Source organism: Corynebacterium endometrii (assembly GCF_004795735.1).
Classification (GTDB): domain Bacteria; phylum Actinomycetota; class Actinomycetes; order Mycobacteriales; family Mycobacteriaceae; genus Corynebacterium; species Corynebacterium endometrii.
The window spans coordinates 478790-495272 of record NZ_CP039247.1 but is presented as its reverse complement, the minus strand read 5'-3'; the positions used below and the strand labels follow the sequence as shown (position 1 = coordinate 495272).

Genomic DNA, 16483 nt, shown 5'->3' with positions numbered 1-16483 from the left:
ATGAACCCTCCATCTGACACATGCAAATGTTTGTTCGAATGATAAGGTGGGCGGTTATGAACGCCCGCGAATCACGCCCCACACCATCTTCCCTATCGACCGGATCCATCGCCGACATCCGCACCCGCACCACCCCGGTGCCCACTCCGCTACTCGTGCGCTATGGCGGATCCATCCTGGTGGCCACGGCACTCGCGGCCCTGGTCAGCGATCTAAGCCTCCCGGTGGCCGCTCCCGTGGCGCTGGTCTGCACCATCGCTGCGGTTGTGCTGACGCTATGCCATTCCTACCGCCGCCGCCTGCGTGAGTTTGCCGATACGCACAACGTGACCATGATGCCCAGCGTGCAGCAGCTCCTCCCCCTGATGCTGCTGTGGCTGGCAATCATGCTCGCCCCGTTGCTCACCCTCCCCCTATGGGGCACCGTCTTGGTGTGGGTGGCAGGCTTTGCCATCACCGTACTCTTTTATCCGCACGTGGATGGCACCCGCAAAATGGCCTACGCGTAGGCAAGTCAAGCATCCGCGAGCCATATCCATATCGCCATGTCCATATCACTGCCGGACGGGCCGGGAACCATCCCCAAAGGATAAGCCGCGCGAAAAGGCGCGGAAGCAAATGCCAAACGCCGCCCGCTGGTGCAGATTAATGCACTGGCGGGCGGCGCGGCTAAAGGCATAAGCAGGAGTTATTCCCACTCGATGGTTCCAGGCGGCTTGGAGGTCACGTCGAGGACCACTCGGTTAACGTCCTTGACCTCATTGGTGATGCGCGTAGAGATGCGCTCCAGCACGTCATACGGGATACGGGTCCAGTCCGCGGTCATGGCGTCCTCAGAGGAGACCGGGCGCAGCACGATTGGGTGGCCATACGTGCGGCCATCTCCTTGAACGCCTACGGAGCGGACGTCGGCGAGCAGGACTACCGGGCACTGCCAGATCTCATTGTCGAGGCCGGCAGCGGTGAGCTCGGTACGGGCAATCAGGTCAGCCGCGCGCAGGATCTCCAACCGCTCAGCGGTAACCTCACCGATGATGCGGATGCCCAGACCCGGGCCGGGGAATGGCTGGCGGCCAACGATATCCTCGGGCAGGCCCAGCTCGCGCCCCACGGCGCGGACCTCGTCCTTAAACAGCAGGCGCAGCGGCTCAACCAGTTCAAACTCAACGTCATCGGGCAGGCCGCCCACGTTGTGGTGGGACTTAATGTTTGCGGCGCCATCGCCGCCACCGGACTCCACCACATCCGGGTACAGGGTGCCCTGCACCAGGAACGCGGTGTCCTGGCCGTCAAGGGCCTGGTCCACGGCGCGCTCAAAGGAGCGGATGAACTCGGCGCCAATAGCCTTGCGCTTGTCCTCCGGATCCGTCAGGCCGGCGAGCTTGTCCAAGAACGCCTCGCGCTCATCGGCGGTGATGAGCTTGGCTCCGGTGGAGGCCACGAAGTCCTTCTCCACCTGCTCGCGCTCGCCCGCACGCAGCAGGCCATGGTCGACGAAGACACAGGTCAGGCGGTCACCAATGGCGCGCTGGACGATGGCCGCGGCAACCGCGGAATCAACGCCGCCGGACAGGCCGCAGATGGCATGGCCGTCTTCGCCGATCTGGTTTCGAACATCCTCAATGAGCTGCTCGGCGATATTGGCGGACGTCCAAGACTGCTCGAGGCCAGCAATCTCGGTCAAAAAGCGGGTCAGGACTTCCTGGCCATGCGGGGAATGCAGCACCTCAGGGTGGTACTGGACGCCGGCCATCTTCTTTGCCGGGCACTCCATGGCGGCCACAGGCGCGCCGGCGGAAGAGGCGGTTACCTCAAAGCCCTCGGGGGCCTGGGATACGGCGTCACCGTGGGACATCCACACCTTGTGGGTCTGTTCAAGGCCGGCGTGCAGCACGCCGCCCTTGACGTTGATGTCCGTGCGGCCGTACTCGCGCTCGCCGGTGGAAGACACCGTGCCGCCCAGGGCATGGTTCATGGCCTGGAAGCCGTAGCAGATGCCAAAGACCGGGATGCCCAGCTCAAGCAGCTCAGGCTTGAGGGCCGGGGCGCCATCTGCATAGACGGAAGACGGACCGCCGGAGAGGATCAAAGCCGCAGGGTTCTTGGCCTTGATCTCTTCCACGGAGGCGGAGTTAGGAACAACCTCGGAGTAGATGTTCGCTTCGCGGACGCGACGCGCAATAAGCTGCGCGTACTGGGCGCCGAAGTCCACCACGAGGACTGGACGTGGAGTAGTGCTTGGTTTAGTCACGCCGCCTAGTTTAGACCATCACCCACGCATCAGGGCCAATAAAACCGCACGGAAAAATAATAGGTCGGGCCATGCATGGATTGGGCTGCCCCACTGGTAGAACTTAATGAATGTCTCGACTTATCCCCATTGCTTTTATGGTCACCGCCATGGTGATAATCCACCTCGCCAACGGAATAGCAATAGGCCTGTTTCCCGTCGTGGGAACGTGGGGCGTAGCAGCGGCACGCATGTTCTTTGCCGGGGTAGTCCTGACAATCTTCGTCCGCCCCAAGGTATCCCTGTGGACCCGCGAACAGTGGCTGGCAACGGCGGGCTTGGGCCTGTCCCTAGGTTTTATGATTGGCCTCTACTACGTGGCAATCGATTACATCCCGGTGGGCACGGCCGTGGCTCTGCTGTTTCTAGGCCCGCTAGCCTTGGGCGCGGTGATGAGCCGGTCCGCCAGGGACGTTGCGGGGGTTGGCCTGGCTTTTATCGCCCTGGGATTCATCGCGCTAGATTCCGTCACCGGCACCTCGCTGCACCCTATGGGCGTAGCCGTGGCTCTGGCCTCGGCGGCGTGCTGGTCCTGCTACATTGTGGCCGGCAAGCGCGCCACGACGCTCATCCGTGGCCTCGATAGCCTCGCCGTAGCCTTCCTCATCGCCGGCGCGGCGATGCTCCCCTTCGCCCGCGGCGCCGTGGCGCTTTACTTCACCGACCTTGACGTCTTCGGCATGGGTCTGCTCGTGGCCATGATTGGCTCGCTGATCCCGTTTTCCCTGGACATGCTGGCCCTGCGCCGGCTGCCGGCCAACATCTACGCGGTGCTCACCTCGTTGGAACCATGCGTGGCCGCCCTCATCGCCTGGTGGACCTTGGACCAGTCCGTCAGCCTGTTAAAGGGGATCGGCATTGGGTTCGTGGTGGCCGCCTCCGTGGTCCAGTCCATGGCCCCACCGCGCGGCATCCAGCGCAGGCTCACGACCGTGGCCCGGGTGGGCCGCGAGCACACCCGCCGCGCCGGCCGAGGCGCCCGCATATCGAGCGCCCGGGTGCTCCGCGGAATCGCCTCGCGCGTCAAACGCCCGCCCCGCGCCGCAGCACGCTTACGTATCAAGCGAATTCCGGCCCCGCCTACCAAGGAATCTTAGGCAAGGACGCATCGCGGTCCCACGCCTCCCCGCAGCCGCCTCCTCCCCCTTCGCCCCACTGATTACCCCCTGGGGTGCGGACCAAGCCGCTGGTCATGGACGGCACGCGCCGGTGGCCGGCGCACGGAAAAGCCCGCCCAGGCCTACACCAACCTGGACGGGCTCAATCCACACGCGCTAGTAGATGGACAACCCTACCTTCTGGAAGGCCTTGAGGTCCGTGTAGCCGCACTTGGCCATGGCGCGCTTGAGACCACCAACCAGGTTCTCAAGGCCGAAAGGCTCGCTGGATGGGCCATGCAGGATTACCTCGAGGGTCTTGGAATTTTCCTCAAAGGCGTCCGCCTCATCTTCCTCGGTGAGGAAATCCGCATCGGAGAAATCCGCGAGGGACTCCACCAGACCGCGCGGGAAACGTGGATGGCCCGCCACCGCCGGCCAATAGGAACCCTTGCCGCCGGCCTCCTTGGCATTAGCCAGCAACTGGCCCAACTCCACGGCATCCGCGCCGCACGCAATGGCCTTGGCAAGATCACCGGAGTTGCTGAATTCGCCGTCGGCAATGATGTGCACGTAGCGGCCGCCGGTCTCATCGAGATAATCGCGGCGCGCCGCGGAAACATCGGCGATAGCCGTAGCCAAGCCAACCTCGATGCCCAAGGACAACGCGTTGGTATTCGTGCCGCCACCGACAATGACACCGGCCGCACCGGTGCGCATCAGGTGCAGCGCGGTGGTGTAATCCATAACGCCGCCGGCGATGACAGGAACCTCAAGCTCGCCAATGAACTCCTTTAAGTTCAGCGGCTCGCCGCCCTGCGCCACGTGCTCGGCGGAAATCATGGTGCCCTGGATGAACAGGATCTCGGCTCCAGCTTTGATGACCTTAGGCGCCATCTCACGCGCATTCTGCGGAGACACGCGCACCGCCACGGTCACGCCGGAGTCGCGGACCTGGGAAATGCGCTCCGCCAGCAGCTCATCGTTGAGCGGCGCGGCGTGCAGCTCCTGCAGAACGGACAGGGGGCTGGTGCGCACCTTCTCCAGCGCGCCCTCCAGATCCTCATGGCGGCCCCACAGGCCCTCCGCGTTAATCACGCCCAGGCCGCCCTGCTTGCCCATCTCAATGATGAACTCAGGGGTAGCCAACGCGTCCGTTGGGTGGGACACGAATGGAATATCGAAGGTATACGCATCGATATGCCACGTGGTGTCCACGTCCTTGGAGGAGCGGGTGCGGCGGGTGGGCACCAGGGAAACCCGGGAAAGGTCATAGGTCCGGCGAGCCTCGCGGCCGATGCCAATTTCTACATATTCACGCATGGTGATTCTTTTCCAGTCTCTAGCGGTAGTTCGGTGCTTCAACGATGTTCTGCAGGTGGTGAGGATGGGATTCCTTCAGGCCCGCAGCGGTAATCTGCACGAAACGCTTGGTCTTGAGCTCCGCCAGCGTGGCGGAACCGGTATAGCCCATGGACGCGCGCAGGCCACCGATGATCTGGTGGGTAATGGCGTCAATCTCACCGCGGTAAGGGACCTTGCCCTCAACGCCCTCTGGGACCAGCTTGTCCTCACTCTTGACGTCACCCTGGAAATAGCGGTCCTTGGAGTAGGAACGCTTCTCGCCGGTAAGCCCGCGACCCTGCATGGCGCCCATGGAGCCCATGCCGCGATAAAGCTTGTACTGCTTGCCGTTGACCACCACAATCTCGCCAGGGGCCTCCTTGGTGCCGGCGAACATGGAGCCCAGCATCACGGTGTCAGCACCGGCGGCCAGCGCCTTGGCTACGTCACCGGAGAACTGCATACCGCCGTCACCGATGACCGGAATGCCGGCCGGTGCGGCCACCGCGGCGGCCTCCATGATGGCAGTGATTTGCGGTGCACCCACGCCCGCAACCACGCGGGTGGTGCAGATGGAACCAGGGCCAATGCCCACCTTGATGGCATCCGCGCCGGCCTCGATCATGGCCTTGGCCGCCTCGCGGGTGGCCAGGTTGCCGCCAATGACATCGACCTTGTCCCCAAAGTCCTTCTTCACGCGGGAGACCATCTCCAGCACGCGGTTATTGTGCGCATGCGCGGAGTCCACGACCAGCACGTCAACGCCGGCGTCGACCAGCTGGCCCGCGCGGGCATAGGACTCGTCGCCGGTGCCGATGCCCGCGGCAACCAGTAGGCGGCCGGAGCCGTCCTTGGACGCGTTGGGGAACTGTTCAGACTTAACAAAGTCCTTCACCGTGATGAGGCCAACCAGCTTGTTGTTGCCATCAACGATGGGCAGCTTCTCAACTTTGTTGGAAGATAGCAGGTCAAGCGCCTCTTCCTTGGATACGCCCTCCTTGGCCACCACCAGCGGCATAGGGGTCATAATCTCCGAGACCTTGCGGGAGAAATCAGGCTCGAAGCGCATGTCACGGTTGGTGCAGATGCCCACCAGGGTGCCGTCCGAATCCACCACGGGCAGGCCAGAGATACGGAAGCGCGCGCACAGGGTGTCTACTTCCTCGATGGTCATATCAGGGGTTGCGGTAACCGGGTCCGTCACCATGCCGGACTCAGAACGCTTCACAATCTCAACCTGCTGCGCCTGCTCTTCGGCGGACAGGTTGCGGTGGAGCACGCCGATGCCGCCCTGGCGCGCCATAGCGATGGCCATGCGGGCCTCGGTCACGGTGTCCATCGCCGCGGAAACCAGTGGGATGCCCAGGCGAATGTTGCGCGTGAACTGCGCGGTCACATCCACGTCAGACGGAATTACGTTGGATTCCGCCGGAAGCAGAAGCACGTCATCAAAAGTCAGGCCGTTCAGGATGATCTTGTTTGGATCGTCGCCACCAGTGCGGACGCGATTATCGGACATATACTTGCCATCTCCTATTCAAGCAAAGACGCGGATTCGCAGATACCAACACCTTAATGCCTAACCGTGAACTAGTGGTAGCTAATGAGGGCCTTATTTGCTTTCAGCAGGCGGGGCACAGGTAGGCTCAGAGCCGTGAACTTCTTTGCCAACATGCCTAAAGACCCGTTTGCCGATGACCCTAACGATCCGGCATCCTTCATCGACGATGATGAGCAGATGGTTCCGCTGACCCAAGAAGAAAAGGTAGCCATCATCCATGACCTGGCCCTAGTGCAGGAATTTGCCAAGGCATTGGGCCCGCGCGGCATCGATGGCATCTTCTTCCTCTGCGATGACTGCGAGGAACACCACTTCTACGAATGGGATATCATCGCCTCCAATATGAAGGCCACGCTCGCCGGCGAGATGGCGCCCGTGCATGAGCCCTCCGCCCAGCCGGACCCCACCCGCTACGTCCCATGGGATTACGCGCTGGGATACATGGACGGCCTGGACGCTCGTTAATCCGCGCCCCCGCACGGCAAGGGCCCGGCCCCGGATGCACGTCCGGGGCCGGGCCCTTAACCTATGCGGTTTTAGACTCCGCAATTGCCGTTATTACTGCGCCCGCGGCGGCGGCAGCTGGGCGCCACCTGGGGTTGGGATGTCCCCCGCCACGGGTTCGCTTGGGACCTCGGTTGGGGTAACCGGCTCGGAAGGAAGCGGGGTCTCCGCCGTCGGCTCAGTCGGGTTAACTAGAACGGTCTCAGTGACGGTTGTGGTTTCCACAGACGTCACGGTGGAAGGCTCGCTACGCTCGGGCTGAGGGGCCACGGTGGTGGTCACCGGCTTTGGTGTGCTAGTCTCCGTCACCGTCTTGGGCGCGCGGGACGCCCGGGCCGCCGCGTCTTCAGCAAGCGCTTCACGCTCGCGCAACTGCTTGCGTGCGTCTTTAAGCAACTTCCGGGTGTTTTCCAAATCACCCTTGGCGGCCGAATCCTCGATAGCGTCGAGAGTGGACGCTAGCTCAACCATGTCAGGGTTATCGTCACCAAAAATCTCTTGGTTCATACCGTACAGCGCGGAACCGGGGCCAGCATTGTGGATAGCTACGCCTCCGCCCGCGATGACCAAGGTAGCGGCCGCCGCGCCCACCAGCCCGCTAAAGAACGGGCTTACGCGGCGCCGCTTACGCTCAGCGTCGAGGGAAATGACCGCTGGTTGCTCATCGGCCCCCTCGATAACGGGCGCCGGCGGCATTTGACGGTTGACGTCATCACGCAATTCAAGCAAGAGGGCGGCGAGGGCGTCCTCACCCTTGCTCGGATCATTGCCCAAGGAAAGTTCCGTGAGGAACGCATCATCATCGGCTAAAGGCTGCAGGTGAGCTGCAATATCTCCCTGACGGTAACCATCAGATGGGCGCTTCGACACAGTCTCTCTCCTTTCCTTTTTTAAAAAATGTCAGTATGCGGTTGTGAAAGGCGGTTAATCCCCTGCGAGCTGGCCTCCGCCAAGCCCCTTGCGCAACTGTGCAACTGCCCTGTGCTGGGCCACTCGTACGGCGCCAGGGGTTGAGCCCACAATCTCTGCGGTTTCTTCAGCGGATAGACCAACGAATACTCGAAGAATGATGATGTTCCGAGCTTTCTCACTTAATGTATCGAGCAAGGCGCGAACTCTGTTACTACCGTCTTCTGCCAGCGCGAAGTCCTCCGGCGAACCGTCCTGGGAGGCCGCTTCCGGAATCTCCTCAGTAGGGGTGGATTGGTCACGACCCATCGCGCGGTGAGCATCCGTCACCTTGTTAAACGCGATGCCGTACACGAAGGCCATGAACGGGCGGCCCTTATCAACGTAAGAGCCAATGGAGGTGGCCACGGCCAGGCAGATTTCCTGGCTGACGTCCTCCGCGGTGGGGTGGCGGCCACCACCGATGCGCGCGCGGCAGTAACGCAGCACGGGAGGATGGATGATGCGCATAATGTCCTGCATGGCGCGGCGATCACCGTCGGCGGCGAGCGGCACAAGTGCCGCTAAACGCTCGTCCGTATCGCTCACAATGCTCCTTATAAAAGAACTAAAACCCAAACCACTTCGAGCAAGGCACAGCCCCACATCATCCGCGCGGCCGCATGGCTTATCTGTAAATAGTAGCGCCTTGACATAAGGGCCACCAAGGCGGAAAGCGCACGCTCCTCCACCAAGCCGCCCCGGCTAGGCAAGATTCCAGGCCCGTACCAGCGGCGGAGGCGAGGCATGCCTGTCCCTAAGAGATCAACCAGATATCAACCCACGGTAATCATCAAGACACATTCCGTTCACTTTTCGCGCGAACAATGCCGGATTGGGTTCAAAGAACTCCACGTTTGACCGCGTGCCGCCGCGGCGGCACGCTTCGCACGATTAAAGGAGAAATCTTCCGTGACGCTTCCCCACCAGCTCCCAGGGCCTAACGCAGACTTTTGGGATTGGCAGCTCCACGGCGCCTGCCGTGGTGAAAACTCGGAGGTCTTCTACCATCCGGATGGAGAGCGTGGCCGCGCCCGCGCACGCCGCGAAAACCGCGCAAAGGCCATCTGCGCCGAATGCCCGGTCATGGAACTATGCCGCGATCACGCCCTAGCCGTGGCGGAACCGTACGGCATTTGGGGCGGGATGAGTGAGACTGAACGCACCGTGCTGCTGCGCAAGCGCGTGAACGCATAAGGCTGCGGGCCTAAAGAGTTAAACCTTGGCGAACCCGGCGCCGAGGGCCACGATGCATGCGTAAAGGATGCAGGCGCCGCACCCCGAAACCTCCGCGCCTGCAGGACATAAAAAGGCCCCGCATCCGGACAATAAATCCAAATGCGGGGCACCGGAAAACGCGCCGCTGAGGCGCCTTCCGGTCCGCCTAGCCGTAATGCTAGGTCGTAATACTAGGCCGTAAAGCGACCCTTAGTGATGGTGGTGGCCATGGCCCTGAGCTGCATCTTCAGACTCTTCGGCAGGCTTTTCCACAACGGAAGCCTCCGTAGTTAGAACCATGCGGGCTACGGACGTGGCGTTTACCACTGCGGAGTGCGTAACCTTCACCGGATCAATGATGCCCTTTTCGATCAGGTTGCCGTACTCCAGGGTGGCGGCGTTAAAGCCTTCGCCGTTAGCCATCTCAGCCACGCGGGAGGTAACCACGGCGCCGTCCTCACCCGCGTTGTACGCGATCCAGAATGCTGGACGGGTCAGCGCGCGAGCTACAGATAGAACACCGGTCTTTGCCTCTCCCTCGAACTCCTCGGCATAAGCCTCGAGTTCCTTGGAGATCTGCACCAGAACGGAGCCGCCACCGGCGATGACGCCCTCTTCGACCGCCGCGCGGGCGGCGTTGATGGCATCCTCGACGCGCAGCTTGCGCTCATTGACCTCAGTCTCGGTAGCGGCGCCGACGCGGATAACGGCAACGCCGCCGGAGAGCTTGGCCAGACGCTCCTCGAGCTTCTCACGATCCCAGGTGGAGTCCGTGCGCTCGATCTCGCGGCGCAGCTGCTCGCGGCGCTCCTCAACCGCCTCGGCCGTACCGGCACCATCGACGATAACGGTGTCTTCCTTGGACACGGTCACGCGGCGTGCGGAACCCATAACCTCCAGGCCAACCTCACCCAGGTTGATGCCAACCTCAGGGTCAACGACGGTGGCGCCGGTGACAACTGCGAGATCATCCATGAAGCCCTTGCGGCGCTCACCGAAGTAAGGGGCCTTGACTGCCGCAACCTTAAGCACCTTGCGGATCGCGTTGACGACCAAAGCCTGCAGCGGCTCACCGTCGATGTCCTCGGCGATGATCAGGGTTGGCTTGGAGGACTCGGCAATCTTTTCCAGCAGCGGAAGGAATTCCGGCAGGGAGGAAATCTTGTTGCGGACCAACAGGATTTGCGGGTCGTCCAAAACCGCATTGTAGGTCTCTTCCTCAGTGGCGAAGTATGGGGACAGGTAGCCCTTGTCGAAGGAAATACCCTCAGTCACGTCCACGGTGGAATCCATGGACTGGGACTCCTCAACGGTAACTACACCGTCCTTGCCCACCTTGTCCATCGCTCCGGCGACCATTTCGCCAACCTCTGGGTCGCGGGAGGAGACGGTTGCCACGTTGGCGACCTCCGAAGAGGAAGAGACAGCGGTAGCGCGCTTTTTCAGTTCCTCCACGGTCTTCTCGGCTGCGGCGGCGATACCGCGGTTGAGCTCGATTGGGTTCGCACCGGCCGCTACGTTTCGCAGGCCTTCAAAGATGAGAGCCTGCGCCAAAAGGGTTGCGGTAGTGGTGCCGTCACCAGCGATGTCATTGGTCTTCACGGCAACGGACTTCACCAGCTGCGCGCCGAGGTTCTCGAAAGGATCCTCGACGTCAATATCGCGGGCGATGGTCACGCCGTCATTGGTCACGGTTGGGCCGCCGAAGGCCTTGGACAGAACTACGTTCCGTCCGCGTGGGCCCAGGGTGACCTTGACCGCGTCGGCCAGGGTGTCCACGCCACGCTGAAGGCCCTCGCGGGCCTCCTGATCAAAAGCAATCAGCTTTGCCATATTTGGCTAGCCTCCTTTTACTTTTCGACTACTGCGAGCAGGTCACGTGCAGACAGTAGCAGGTACTCCTCGCCGCCGTACTTCAGCTCGGTGCCGCCGTACTTGGAGAACACAACAGTGTCGCCCTCCTTGACGCCTACAGGGATAACGTCGCCCTTGTCATTGGTGCGGCCAGGGCCTACAGCAATAACGGTTGCCTCCTGTGGCTTCTCCTTGGCGGAGTCTGGGATAACCAGACCGGAAGCGGTGGTGGTCTCAGCTTCGACGATCTGAACGAGGACCTTGTCCTCCAAAGGCTTGATGGTTGCCATGATGATTCCTCCGTGTGAAATCTTGGGTTTATTGTGCCGGTTGGGTTTGGTCCAGCACAGCCGTCGTCGCGGGTGAACAACTGTGGGGCAATCAACCTCCTTAGCACTCTACCCTTGCAAGTGCTAGGTTCTCAACGCCACCGCGATCGCCGGTGGCAAACCCGCCAGCCCGCCTTCCGGCACTTCCCTCACAAGGCGGGATTACTCCGCTTTTGGCTCCCGCCCCTCTCGGCCCAGGTTCAGCACGGCCGCGCGCCATAGCGTGTATTCCTCTTCATTGTCCTGGCGGTAAACCTGAACGGCGCGGATCGAATGCTCCACCCCCTCGATAATGTGCTTCGTTATCTCCTCCCCCTCGGCCTCCACGAAAATCACCGGGCCACAAATGGCGGTTGTTGGATCCTGCAGGAACGCGGAGTTACCGGTGGCGGCTTCGTTGCGCACCAGGGATGCCACTGGATTAGGATCGGCGCCTTCGAACTTTGCATCGGGGTTAAACAGGGCGGCGTAAGTGGAGCCGTCTTCCTGGAAAGCCACGGCAACGCGGTCCTTGGTAGTGCCTCCAAGGAACTGGTTGGCCTGTTCCAACTCAAAGGAGATTTCTCGCGAGGTTAAATCTGGGTTGACAAGATATCCGGTAGTCATGACCGGAAAATTACCCGCCCACCAGCCATTGCGCGCGAAAAGCGAGGAGAACATCGCGTGAATTTCTGGTTAAGGGTGCACTGTCCCGCACTGCCCCGCGCTGCCCCAGCGCGCGTTTGAGGCGCCCCGGGACCGGTGCCGCAATAAGGGTTAGGCCCAGACTAGGTGGCGGCCACCAATGGAATCTCGACCTCCAGTGAAGTGTCCGTGCCGCACGCCAGGCCGGAAGGTTCGGCCCCCTCATGGATAAGCTGGGCGGCGACCGCAGCGATCATCACTCCATTATCCGTGCACAGGGAAAAGCGCGGGACGCGCAGCTCCACGCCGGCGGAGCGGCAGCGGTCAGCGGCCAACTGGCGCAGGCGTGAATTAGCCGCCACGCCACCGCCGAGCAGCAACACCTTGGCGCCAGTATCCTGGCACGCGCGCAGGGCCTTAGCGGTCAGCACATCGCACACCGCCTCCTGGAAGGACGCGCACACATCCTCCACGGAGATCACGCGCCCCTCACGCTCAGCCCGCTCCACGTAGCGGGCCACCGAGGTCTTCAAACCGGAAAAGGAGAAATCATGACGGTGTTCGCCGCGCAGATCCTCGGCCTTGGACAGCCCGCGGGGAAACCGAATGGCATCCTTGTTGCCTTTAGCGGCCAGCTTGTCGATGACGGGGCCGCCGGGATACCCCAGCCCCAGCAGGCGTGAGACCTTGTCGTAGGCCTCGCCGGCGGCGTCGTCAAGAGTGGAGCCCAGCTCCTTCATGGGCTTGCCCACGGCCTGGACCTCAAGGAGCTGGGTGTGGCCTCCGGAGACCAATAGCGCGATGGAATGCGGCAGGCTTTCCCCCTCGAGGTTGGCCACGGCCACGTGTCCGCCCAGGTGGTTGACGCCATAAAATGGCACGCCCCAGGCCGCCGCATATGCCTTCGCCGCCGACGCCCCCACCAGCAGCGCGCCCGCCAACCCCGGCCCCACGGTAGCCGCCACGGCATCGGGCTTGTCGATGCCCGCCTCATCCAGGGCCGCGCGCATCACCTGCGGCATGGCCTCGAGGTGAGCGCGGGACGCGATTTCCGGCACCACGCCACCGAAGCGGGCGTGCTGCTGCATGGAGGAAGCCACGGAATCGGCAAGGATCTCCATGGATCCGTCCTCGCCCAGGCGGATGATGCCCACGCCCGTTTCATCGCAGGAGGATTCAATTCCCAGGACTATCATGCTGACTCCCTTTCAGATTTCCGTGGCCTTACCATCGTGTACGCGTCATGGCCGGCCGGCTGGTAGTAGCCCTTGCGAACGCCCACGCGCTTGAAACCAAAGGCCTCATACATACCGATGGCCGGATCGTTGCCAACGCGCACCTCCAAAAATACCGGGGCGTCCTTCAGATCCGCGATGTGGGCGATATTCTCCATCATCATTCGTCCAACCCCCCGGCGCTGAAAGGCCGGATCCGTCCCAATGGTGTGGATCTCAAAGTCCGGCGCATCCGCAGGCCCCATCATGGCCAGCCCGGCATAGCCAACGAGAACGGCCCGCCCGCCGGCGGCGCCGCTACTATCCGCGGCGTCAACTGGCTCCGCGGCATCGACACCAAAATAGAAGGTATGCGGATGCGCGAACTCCTGTTGGAACACCTCCGCGGACCACGGCGTTTCGCCGCGGAACAGCTGGCCTTCCAGCTCGGCGCAGCGCGCCGCGTCGCCGCGGTCTAATTCCCGCAGCTCGAACGTGTATTGCGCCATTTAGAACTCCACGTCGGGAATGGCTGGCGACTTGGGTTGTGCCTTGGGTTCTTTTGCATCCGGGCGGCGAAGATACAGAGGAACTAGCGGGTCAGGCTCACCCGGTAATTGCGCCGAATCACCGCTGATACCGGCCGCGCGCATAAGGCCCGGCGGATGAGGCCCCGCCTCCACCCGCTCCACCCGGTACTGCGGGACCAAGCGCCCATACAGCCCATCCGGAATGCAGACGAATTCCGGAGCCTGCTCGAGTAGCAATTCCTCGGGCTTGATAACGTCCGGCCCATAGGTGCGCTCGATGCCCCCATCGGTCAGCATGAAGGTGGAATAATAGATCTCCTTGCGGCGGGCGTCGGTGGCAACAAGCACGCTCCCGCGCACCCCGCCGGACTGGAGCTCCCACGCAACGGCGTCATGCGAACATACGCCATAGACGGGAATGCGCAGCGCGTCCGCTAGTGCCTGCGCGGTGGACATGCCCACGCGCAGGCCGGTAAACGGTCCAGGCCCGCAGCCCACCACTACCGCATCCAAGGCCGCATAACTGCAGCCCGAGGAGGCCAGGAGCGCATCGATTTTGGGCATGAGCTTCTCATTATGGGCGCGGGTGTCCCGCTCGATGTCTACGGTTATTCCGGCATCGCCTTTCCGCGCGCTCACCCCCGTCACAAGGTCCGCGGTGGACGTGTCAATGGCCAAGATGTTCATGCTTGCCCCGTGTGCTCCCGTTAGACGGCGATCTGCCAGAAATCTTCACCGGTCTTAATAAGCGGGATTGCCGCCACCGCCGGCACCGGGTTTAGCAGTCCAGCGGCGCAGACATCGATGTGGGAGTTGTCAAATTCCTCGACGTGCAGGACTTCGCCGTTCTCTTTAAATACGATGAGGTAGTTAACGTCCTTAGCAACCACATCGTTTTCGAACTTGACCTCGGTAGTATCCATCGCGCCCTCCAGCTCAGACTTGGTAACGCCCGGGCAGATGTTGGTGAAGGCAAAGGCTTCTTCGCCGTAAACGTCCTGGGGCGCGATGGAAGCGGAGTTAAGCCCCAGTTCCTCTACCTGCTTTAGTTTTCCCTGGAACGGGCCCGCCATAACTGGGCCACGGGTGGCGCTAGTTGCAACGATTGCCGCCATGGCAATGACGAACAACGCCACGATTCCCAAAGCAATCGCGCGACCGGTCTTGGACAATTCCATCGAAAAGGCTCCTCGAATAGGGTGTTGATAACGCCCTGTAATGCTACTACCTTTATCCCGAAAGCCCCACCTTAAGGCCCTAGAGGAAAAGCAGCAGCACCTGGCACGCCACAATCTTGCCGATGATGGTCGTGGGATACACCGTTGCGTATCCCCTGTTGGCAAGCTCCGTCCCGGTCTGGGTGTTGAGATAGGAAATCACAGCCGGGTTCGTGGTCATACCCGCGGCTACACCTATGGACTCATCCCACTTCAGCTTGAGGACCATCATCCCCAGGCAGGTAATGCCTACCGCCGAAAACAGCGTGACGGCAAACCCCGCGGCCATGTATTTAAAGGAGGCCGGATCCGTGAGCGCCTCGCGGAAGGAACCGCCGGCCGAGGTACCCACGCCCGCCAGGAAGAGCGTCAGCCCCAGGTTCGATATGGCCTGGCGGGTATGGAACGGCAACTGCCAGTGGATAGGGCCCGTGCGGTTGAGGTATCCCAGGATTAGGCCTACGACGATGGGGCCTCCGCCGAAGCCCAAGCTCAGGCTTTGCCCACCCGGCAGCGGGATAGGGATAAGCCCCAGCAGGATGCCCAGCGTCAGCCCCAGCGACATGGACAATAAATCCGCATCGCCAAGCGCCTTTTCCGAGTCCCCCAGGAACTTCTTCACCCTCGGCATGTTTTCCGGGGAGGTCACCACGCGGACGCGGTCTGAATAATTCAGGACCGTGTCGCGATTGGGAACCGCATCCGCATCGCCACTGCGCACGCGGGCGATCAAGAATCCGTGCTCTAGGGTGTCCAACTCACGCACCGCGTGCCCGGCCACATCCGGCGCGGAGACGGTGACGCGGGTATACATCAGCCCGTCGGCGTCGGCGAGCTCCATGTCCACTTCCTCACCCAGCCTGTCGATGGCAGCGTCGAGGGATTCCTCGGTGCCGTTGACCAGCAGCTCCACGCCCCTGTTCAGCGGCAGGTTCGGCGGGGCTAGTTCGTGATGGTGGTGGTTAGTTACCACGCGCGTAGCCATGATCTTTTGCCCGGTGTACTGAGCGATTGTGGACGCCGTGGCCGGGTGGTCCTTGGTCATCCGCACGACCTTCCACACCAGGGGTGCCGGAATCAGCCCCTCCTCTTCCGCGTCCTTGTGGTGATTGATTTTGAGTACGGCCGCACCCACCGCGCCGACGATGATGGCGCCCAACACGCCGCCCGGATACGCCAGCGAATAGCCCACAACAGGATCGGAAGTGCCCAGAATCTCTACCACCGCGGCCATGCCGGGAGTAGATGAAAGCGAACCAGCAAACATGCCGGTACCGATGGCGGGATCCAGATCAAACGCCTTGATAAGAACCGCACCCACCCCTACCAGCAAGATGAGCATGAAAAGCATGAGGACGGTGAGCTTCCATCCACGCGTACGAAACTCACGGAAGAACGTGCGGCCGAAGCTCAACCCGATTGCATAGACAAACAGTGCCAGTCCAAACTGATACACGAGCGCCGGGATTTGAATCTCCGGGTTGGCCGTGGACAACCCCAAGGCCACGAACATCGCGGCCGCGGCCCCCAGTGACACGCCGAGGAATCTCACTTTCCCCAAGGCCAATCCCACCGCCATGATGAAAAACAGCGCCAGAAGCTGATCGCTTGCCAATAGGTCTAGGGCCGGGGTTATTGCATTCACGAGTTCCGGTCTACTCCCGGTTCCCGGGCGAGGCCAAACTAAAGTTGCATAAAAACGGGCACATTCGGGGGCAGCCCTATGCCGGTTTGCGCCCGATTGTTAGCTTTG

General features: G+C 62.0%; 17 protein-coding genes. 4 read left to right on the top strand and 13 right to left on the bottom strand.

Features of this window, described 5'->3' with window-relative positions; translation table 11 throughout:
* Window positions 1-56: 56 nt before the first annotated feature.
* Window positions 57-509: a hypothetical protein gene (locus CENDO_RS02265; protein ID WP_136140591.1), complete on the top strand. Its 453-nt coding sequence runs from the start codon at window positions 57-59 to the stop codon at window positions 507-509.
* Between the two features lie 179 nt (window positions 510-688).
* On the opposite strand, the gene guaA is transcribed toward CENDO_RS02265, so the two are convergent.
* Window positions 689-2251 (bottom strand): glutamine-hydrolyzing GMP synthase, encoded by a 1563-nt coding sequence (gene guaA / locus CENDO_RS02260; protein ID WP_210726557.1) that lies wholly within the window; start codon window positions 2249-2251, stop codon window positions 689-691.
* 110 nt (window positions 2252-2361) lie between these two features.
* Here guaA and CENDO_RS02255 point away from each other — a divergent pair, with 110 nt between their 5' ends.
* Entirely contained in the window at window positions 2362-3387 is a 1026-nt protein-coding gene (locus CENDO_RS02255) for an EamA family transporter (RefSeq protein WP_136140590.1), read from the top strand.
* A gap of 177 nt (window positions 3388-3564) precedes the next feature.
* Here CENDO_RS02255 and CENDO_RS02250 read toward each other — a convergent pair whose 3' ends face one another.
* Window positions 3565-4710 carry a GuaB3 family IMP dehydrogenase-related protein gene (locus tag CENDO_RS02250; RefSeq protein ID WP_136140589.1) on the bottom strand — a complete coding sequence of 382 codons (1146 nt, stop codon included), beginning with the start codon at window positions 4708-4710 and terminating at the stop codon, window positions 3565-3567.
* Between the two features lie 19 nt (window positions 4711-4729).
* Window positions 4730-6250 carry an IMP dehydrogenase gene (guaB, locus tag CENDO_RS02245; protein ID WP_136140588.1) on the bottom strand — a complete coding sequence of 507 codons (1521 nt, stop codon included), beginning with the start codon at window positions 6248-6250 and terminating at the stop codon, window positions 4730-4732.
* Between the two features lie 135 nt (window positions 6251-6385).
* Between guaB and CENDO_RS02240 the strand changes: the two genes are divergently transcribed.
* Window positions 6386-6757, top strand: coding sequence for a DUF5319 domain-containing protein (locus CENDO_RS02240; protein ID WP_136140587.1), 372 nt, complete (start codon window positions 6386-6388; stop codon window positions 6755-6757).
* Between the two features lie 93 nt (window positions 6758-6850).
* On the opposite strand, the gene CENDO_RS02235 is transcribed toward CENDO_RS02240, so the two are convergent.
* Window positions 6851-7666: a hypothetical protein gene (locus tag CENDO_RS02235; RefSeq protein ID WP_136140586.1), complete on the bottom strand. Its 816-nt coding sequence runs from the start codon at window positions 7664-7666 to the stop codon at window positions 6851-6853.
* Window positions 7667-7720: 54 nt separating this feature from the next.
* Window positions 7721-8293, bottom strand: coding sequence for a sigma-70 family RNA polymerase sigma factor (locus CENDO_RS02230; protein ID WP_136140585.1), 573 nt, complete (start codon window positions 8291-8293; stop codon window positions 7721-7723).
* A 363-nt stretch (window positions 8294-8656) separates the two neighbouring features.
* On the opposite strand from CENDO_RS02230, the gene CENDO_RS02225 reads away from it, so the two are divergent.
* Window positions 8657-8941 (top strand): WhiB family transcriptional regulator, encoded by a 285-nt coding sequence (locus CENDO_RS02225; protein WP_136140584.1) that lies wholly within the window; start codon window positions 8657-8659, stop codon window positions 8939-8941.
* A 231-nt stretch (window positions 8942-9172) separates the two neighbouring features.
* Here the strand turns inward: CENDO_RS02225 and groL are convergent, their stop codons facing one another.
* The 8 genes from groL to CENDO_RS02185 all read right to left on the bottom strand — a co-directional run bounded on the left by groL (window position 9173) and on the right by CENDO_RS02185 (window position 16366).
* Window positions 9173-10795: a chaperonin GroEL gene (gene groL, locus CENDO_RS02220; protein WP_136140583.1), complete on the bottom strand. Its 1623-nt coding sequence runs from the start codon at window positions 10793-10795 to the stop codon at window positions 9173-9175.
* A gap of 17 nt (window positions 10796-10812) precedes the next feature.
* Entirely contained in the window at window positions 10813-11106 is a 294-nt protein-coding gene (gene groES, locus CENDO_RS02215) for a co-chaperone GroES (RefSeq protein ID WP_136140582.1), read from the bottom strand.
* Window positions 11107-11307: 201 nt separating this feature from the next.
* On the bottom strand, window positions 11308-11751 hold the full coding sequence (locus CENDO_RS02210) for a hypothetical protein (protein ID WP_136140581.1): 444 nt from the start codon (window positions 11749-11751) through the stop codon (window positions 11308-11310).
* Window positions 11752-11912: 161 nt separating this feature from the next.
* Window positions 11913-12965, bottom strand: a complete 1053-nt coding sequence (tsaD, locus tag CENDO_RS02205; protein ID WP_136140580.1) for a tRNA (adenosine(37)-N6)-threonylcarbamoyltransferase complex transferase subunit TsaD — start codon at window positions 12963-12965, stop codon at window positions 11913-11915.
* A complete protein-coding gene (locus CENDO_RS02200; protein ID WP_136140579.1) occupies window positions 12962-13492 on the bottom strand; it encodes a GNAT family N-acetyltransferase in 531 nt (176 codons plus the stop codon). The genes tsaD and CENDO_RS02200 overlap by 4 nt, the downstream gene beginning before the upstream one ends.
* Window positions 13493-14200, bottom strand: a complete 708-nt coding sequence (tsaB, locus tag CENDO_RS02195) for a tRNA (adenosine(37)-N6)-threonylcarbamoyltransferase complex dimerization subunit type 1 TsaB (protein WP_136140578.1) — start codon at window positions 14198-14200, stop codon at window positions 13493-13495.
* A 20-nt stretch (window positions 14201-14220) separates the two neighbouring features.
* On the bottom strand, window positions 14221-14691 hold the full coding sequence (locus CENDO_RS02190) for a hypothetical protein (RefSeq protein ID WP_136140577.1): 471 nt from the start codon (window positions 14689-14691) through the stop codon (window positions 14221-14223).
* A 79-nt stretch (window positions 14692-14770) separates the two neighbouring features.
* A complete protein-coding gene (locus tag CENDO_RS02185; RefSeq protein ID WP_281276161.1) occupies window positions 14771-16366 on the bottom strand; it encodes an aspartate:alanine exchanger family transporter in 1596 nt (531 codons plus the stop codon).
* Window positions 16367-16483 lie beyond the last annotated feature (117 nt).

Coding starts and splice junctions, on each gene's coding strand:
- CENDO_RS02265 (WP_136140591.1), top strand. CDS start 57: ATGAACGCCCGCGAATCACGCCCCACACCATCTTCCCTATCGACCGGA.
- CENDO_RS02255 (WP_136140590.1), top strand. CDS start 2,362: ATGTCTCGACTTATCCCCATTGCTTTTATGGTCACCGCCATGGTGATA.
- CENDO_RS02250 (WP_136140589.1), bottom strand. CDS start 4,710: ATGCGTGAATATGTAGAAATTGGCATCGGCCGCGAGGCTCGCCGGACC.
- guaB (WP_136140588.1), bottom strand. CDS start 6,250: ATGTCCGATAATCGCGTCCGCACTGGTGGCGACGATCCAAACAAGATC.
- groL (WP_136140583.1), bottom strand. CDS start 10,795: ATGGCAAAGCTGATTGCTTTTGATCAGGAGGCCCGCGAGGGCCTTCAG.
- groES (WP_136140582.1), bottom strand. CDS start 11,106: ATGGCAACCATCAAGCCTTTGGAGGACAAGGTCCTCGTTCAGATCGTC.
- CENDO_RS02210 (WP_136140581.1), bottom strand. CDS start 11,751: ATGACTACCGGATATCTTGTCAACCCAGATTTAACCTCGCGAGAAATC.
- tsaD (WP_136140580.1), bottom strand. CDS start 12,965: ATGATAGTCCTGGGAATTGAATCCTCCTGCGATGAAACGGGCGTGGGC.
- CENDO_RS02200 (WP_136140579.1), bottom strand. CDS start 13,492: ATGGCGCAATACACGTTCGAGCTGCGGGAATTAGACCGCGGCGACGCG.
- tsaB (WP_136140578.1), bottom strand. CDS start 14,200: ATGAACATCTTGGCCATTGACACGTCCACCGCGGACCTTGTGACGGGG.
- CENDO_RS02190 (WP_136140577.1), bottom strand. CDS start 14,691: ATGGAATTGTCCAAGACCGGTCGCGCGATTGCTTTGGGAATCGTGGCG.